Annotated in this window: 3 protein-coding genes; 2 read left to right on the top strand and 1 reads right to left on the bottom strand. The window is 74.9% G+C overall.

Annotated elements, in window-relative coordinates; all coding sequences use genetic code 11:
• Positions 1 to 33: 33 nt before the first annotated feature.
• The gene (locus RH94_RS29045) at positions 34 to 1,023 is read right to left on the bottom strand and encodes a helix-turn-helix transcriptional regulator (RefSeq protein ID WP_073951319.1); all 990 of its coding nucleotides are present in this window, start codon (positions 1,021 to 1,023) and stop codon (positions 34 to 36) included.
• Positions 1,024 to 1,418: 395 nt separating this feature from the next.
• On the opposite strand from RH94_RS29045, the gene RH94_RS29040 reads away from it, so the two are divergent.
• Positions 1,419 to 3,239, top strand: a complete 1,821-nt coding sequence (locus RH94_RS29040; RefSeq protein WP_073951318.1) for a protein phosphatase 2C domain-containing protein — start codon at positions 1,419 to 1,421, stop codon at positions 3,237 to 3,239.
• Positions 3,240 to 3,266: 27 nt separating this feature from the next.
• Positions 3,267 to 5,009, top strand: coding sequence for a pyruvate dehydrogenase (locus RH94_RS29035; protein WP_073951317.1), 1,743 nt, complete (start codon positions 3,267 to 3,269; stop codon positions 5,007 to 5,009).
• Positions 5,010 to 5,022: the final 13 nt, after the last annotated feature.

The raw sequence follows: 5,022 nt of genomic DNA, 5'->3' as shown, positions 1-5,022 counted from the left end.
CGGGGGCGGGGGAGGCCGCGCGCCGGGCGCGGGTCAGCCGTGTCGCTCCCGGGCCACCCAGCCCCGCTCGTAGGCGTGCCAGCCCAGCTGCAGCCGGGTGGTCACGCCGGTCAGTTCCATCAGCCGCTTCACCCGGCGCTGCACGGTCCTCAGCCCCAGGTCGAGCTGCTTGGCGACGCTCGCGTCGGTCAGGCCGGCCAGCAGCAGGGACAGCACCTCCAGATCGGTGGCGTCGGGGCCGTCCGGGGCCTCCTCGACGACGCCGGACGTCCCGAGGCGCAGCGGCAGCGCGTCCCGCCACACCGACTCGAACAGCCCGTACAGCAGCTCCAGCAGGCCGCTGGCGTGCACGACGAGCGCGGTGGGCTCCGCGGTGTGCGAGGTGAGCGGCACCATGGCGAGCGTCCGGTCGGCGATCACGAGTTTGGTCGGCACGGTGTCGCGGACCCGCACCTGTTCGTCGCGGCCGAGCGCGGCGGTCAGCTCCGTGACGCCGCCCGGCAGGTCGAGCACCGCGCGTTCGAGCACCACCCGGTAGCGGACCCCGCGGGCGGCCGCCTGCTCCTCGGCGTGGTTCTCCATGCTGGAGACGGCGATCGGGTTGCCCGTGACCAGCGCGCACACCTCCTCGCCGGCGCCCAGCTGGAGCTGCAGGAAGCGCTGCGCGACCGCGGGGGCGCCGGTGACGACCTCGACCAGGTCGTGCACGGCGGGCTCGGCGGCGGCCGCCCGGTACTCCTCGGCGAGCAGCGCGGCCGCCAGTTCCGCCTTCTCCAGCTCGTGCCGCTGCTGGGTGAGCAGGGCGCCCAGCGCCACCCCGGGCGGCGCGGCCACCCAGCGGCCGGGCCGGGCCGAGGACTGGGCCGCGAGACCGTGCCGCTCCAGACGGCGCAGGGCGCGCTCGGTGTCCTGCTCGCCGAGCATCAGCCGCCGTGCGAGATCGGGCACCTCGGCGGCGCCCACGGACACCAGGGCCCGGTACGCCGACTCGTGCGTCCCGTCCAGACCTATCGCTGCCAGCATCAGCTGCTGTTCCTCCCCTTGCCGATCCCCGGGTACCCGTTCCGCGATGTGTCCGCCGTGGCGGAAAACAGCCACGGCGCAAACCCGCCGCGGCACATCATCGCCGTACCCCCCGCCACTCTGACAAGGTGGCGCGTGGGAAGCACCGATGCCCGGCCGTGGGCGTGGCCTGCGCGAACGCGGGATCCGCGCCGACGGGCCGGGCGGCGGGCGGACCGGCCCGCGGTCACTCGCGGGCCGCGCCCGACGGCGGCGTTTCGGCCGTCCAGACCGTGACCCGGGTCCGGGTCACCTCGGTGTCGCCGGGCGGTTCTCCCGTGGGGGGTGGGACCGCCCGGCGACGGATTTCCCGGATGCCCGTTCTCGTCCGGCCCCCACGGTGGACAATCGGGGGCATGAGTCAGCAGGGGGGAAGGCCCACCGGTCACGAGGACGACTGGTGGCGGCAGTTGTACGACGACTCCACCGAGGACACCGGTCCCGCGGCCACGTCCGACTCCCTGGACGACCGCTTCACCTCGGCGGCCGGGACCCTGACCCCGCCCCCGCGGCGCCCGCCCCCGGCCACCCCGCAACCGCCGCCCCCCGCCCCGGCCTGGTGGCGCCGCGCGCCCGGGGACGTCCCGGCGGCCGGATCCCCGGCCGACGAATCCCCGATCACCGGGTCCCCGGCCGGCGAATCCCCGGCGATGGGGTCCCCGGCCGCCGGATCCCCAGCCACCGGGTCCCCGGCTGCCGGGTCCCTGGACACCGGGCCCCCGGCTGCGGGAACCTCGTCAGCCGGACCTCCGTCCGTCGAGCCTCCGGTCGCAGGCTCCCCGGGACCGGGGACCTTCCCGGCCGCTGGCCCCCCGTCCGCCGGGCCCCCGGCCGCAGGCTCCCCGGAACCGGGGACCTTCCCGGCCGCTGGCCCCCCGTCCGCCGGGCCCCCGGCCGCAGGCTCCCCGGGACCGGCGGCCCCACCGCCCGGCCCCGCCGCCGGGAGCACCTCGCCCCCGGGTCCCGGGCCGTCATCCTGGCCGTCCGGGCCCGTCGCGGGAACGGCCGGCGAGGCGCCGGTGCCGGACTCCGTCCACCCGCTGGGCGCCCACCCGTCGGGCGCCGGCGCGCCGCCCAGGCCGCCGGACTCCGCCGGGCCGGCGCCCCGCAGCCGTACCGCGCCCGCCTCCGGCGCGCGGGCCGGGGAACCGGAGGGCGCCGTTCCCCCGGAGCCGCCCGGGGGCCGGCAAGCCCCTCGCGACACCCCCGCTGTCGGCCACGTCGGCTCCCGCCCGCCCACCTACGACGCCGAGCCCACCGCCCTGCCGCTCGCCGACCCGGAGGAGCTCGACGAACTGGTGCCGGACACCGTGCTGGAGGGGGCCGGGCACGGATCCTGCACCTTACGGGCGGTTTCGGTCCGGGGGGACTCCGCGCGGTACCGGGGGGAGCCACGGCGGGACGCGTTGCTCGTGGCGCGGTTCGGAGTGGGGGAGCAGGCGCTCGTTCTCGTCGCGATGGCCACCGGGGCCCGGGCCGCGCCGGGCGCGCACCGCGCCGCGACCGAGGTGTGCCGGTGGATCGCGCGGGCCGTGGGCCGCAGCCACGCGCGGCTCGTCGAGGACATGCGGGCGGCCCGGCGCGGCGACCTGAAGTCGGGGCTGCACCGGCTCACCGACCGCAGCCTCGGCAGGCTCCGCGCCGACGCCGCCGAACGGGGCGTGGACCCGGAGGAGTACACGGCCACCCTGCGCTGCCTGCTCCTGCCCGCCGACCCCGGGTGCCGGACCCGGGTCTTCTTCGGCGTCGGCGCGGGCGGACTGTTCCGGCTGCGCGACGGCGAGTGGCACGACATCGAACCCCGGGTGGCCGAGGCGAAGGCGCCCGGCCATCCCGTGGTCGGTTTCGGTTCGCCGCCTCCCGGGACCCCCGGGGGCGACCGGCTCACCATGGACCTCGGCATCCCCACCCCGCCGAGCCCCTACGACCCGCCTCCGGAGCCGCCCCGCGAACCCTTCCGCTTCCGCGCCTCACTGGCCCGGCCGGGTGACACGCTCCTGATGTGCACCACCGGCCTGGCCGACCCGCTGCGCGGCGAGCCCGAACTCGGCGCCCACCTCGCACGACGCTGGTCCGATCCCGCCCCGCCGGGCCTGACCGCCTTCCTCGCGGACGCCCAGGTCCGGGTCAAGGGGTACGCGGACGACCGCACGGCGGCGGCCGTCTGGGAGGCATGAACGCCAAGGCTGTGAATTCATGGACGCATGGCCAAGCAGAACGTCGCAGAGCTGTTCGTCGACACCCTCGTCCGCGCCGGGGTCAAACGCCTGTACGGCGTCGTCGGGGACAGTCTCAACCCGGTCGTCGACGCCGTCCGCCGCAACGCCGCCATCGACTGGATCCACGTCCGCCACGAGGAGACCGCCGCCTTCGCGGCCGGCGCCGAGGCACAGATCACCGGCCGGCTGACGGCCTGCGCCGGCTCCTGCGGCCCCGGCAACCTGCACCTCATCAACGGCCTGTACGACGCCCACCGCTCCATGGCCCCGGTCCTCGCCCTCGCCTCGCACATCCCCTCCGGCGAGATCGGCCTCGGGTACTTCCAGGAGACGCACCCCGACCGGCTGTTCCAGGAGTGCAGCCACTACAGCGAGCTGATCTCCAGCCCGAGGCAGATGCCCCGGTTGCTGGACACCGCCATCCAGCACGCGGTCGGCCGCAGGGGCGTCAGCGTGGTGGCGCTGCCCGGCGACATCGCCGGCGAGTCCGCCCCGGAGAAGGCCGCCGAGACCGCCATCGTCACCTCCCGGCCCACCGTCCGGCCCAGCGACGCCGAGATCGACAAACTGGTCCGGATGATCGACGCGGCCGAGAAGGTCACCCTGTTCTGCGGCAGCGGCACCGCGGGCGCGCACGCCGAGGTGATGGAGTTCGCCGGCAGGATCAAGGCACCGGTCGGGCACGCGCTGCGCGGCAAGGAGTTCATCCAGTACGACAACCCGTACGACGTCGGCATGAGCGGACTGCTCGGCTACGGCGCCGCCTACGAGGCCACCCACGAGTGCGACCTGCTGATCCTGCTCGGCACCGACTTCCCGTACAACGCGTTCCTGCCCACCGACGTGAGGATCGTCCAGGTCGACGTCCGGCCGGAGAACCTCGGCCGCCGCTCCAGGCTGGACCTGGCGGTGTGGGGCGATGTGCGCGAGACCCTGCGCTGTCTCGTCCCGCGGGTGAAGGAGAAGAGGAACCGGCGGTTCCTCGACCGGATGCTCAAGAAGCACGCGGACGCGCTGGAGGGGGTCGTCAAGGCGTACACGAGGAAGGTCGACAAGCACATCCCGATCCACCCCGAGTACGTGGCCGCCGTCCTGGACGAGGCCGCCGCCGACGACGCCGTGTTCACCATCGACACGGGTATGTGCAATGTCTGGGGCGCCCGCTACATCTCGCCCAACGGCCGCCGCCGCATCATCGGTTCCTTCTCGCACGGCTCGATGGCCAACGCGCTGCCCATGGCGATCGGCGCGCAGTTCACCGACCGCCGCCGTCAGGTGATCTCCATGTCCGGGGACGGCGGCTTCGCCATGCTGATGGGGGACTTCCTGACCCTGGTGCAGTACGACCTGCCGGTGAAGGTCGTACTGTTCAACAACTCCTCCCTGAGCATGGTGGAGTTGGAGATGATGGTCGCGGGGCTGCCCGCGTACGGCACGGGGGTGAGGAACCCCGACTTCGCCGCCGTCGCCCGGGCCTGCGGTGCCCACGGCGTCCGGGTCGAGAAGCCCAAGGAACTCGCCGGGGCCCTGAAGGACGTCCTCCGGCACAAGGGCCCGGCCCTGGTGGACGTCGTCACCGATCCCAACGCCCTGTCCATCCCGCCGAAGATCAGTGCCGAGATGGTGACCGGGTTCGCGTTGTCGGCCTCGAAGATGGTGCTGGACGGCGGCGTCGGCCGGATGGTGCAGATGGCCCGTTCCAACCTGCGCAACGTGCCCCGGCCGTAGGAGAGGAGCGAGC

The organism is Streptomyces kebangsaanensis (genome assembly GCF_001906585.1).
GTDB classification, from domain to species: domain Bacteria; phylum Actinomycetota; class Actinomycetes; order Streptomycetales; family Streptomycetaceae; genus Streptomyces; species Streptomyces kebangsaanensis.
The sequence above is the reverse complement of the archived record's forward strand: the minus strand, read 5'-3'. Positions and strand labels throughout refer to the sequence as shown.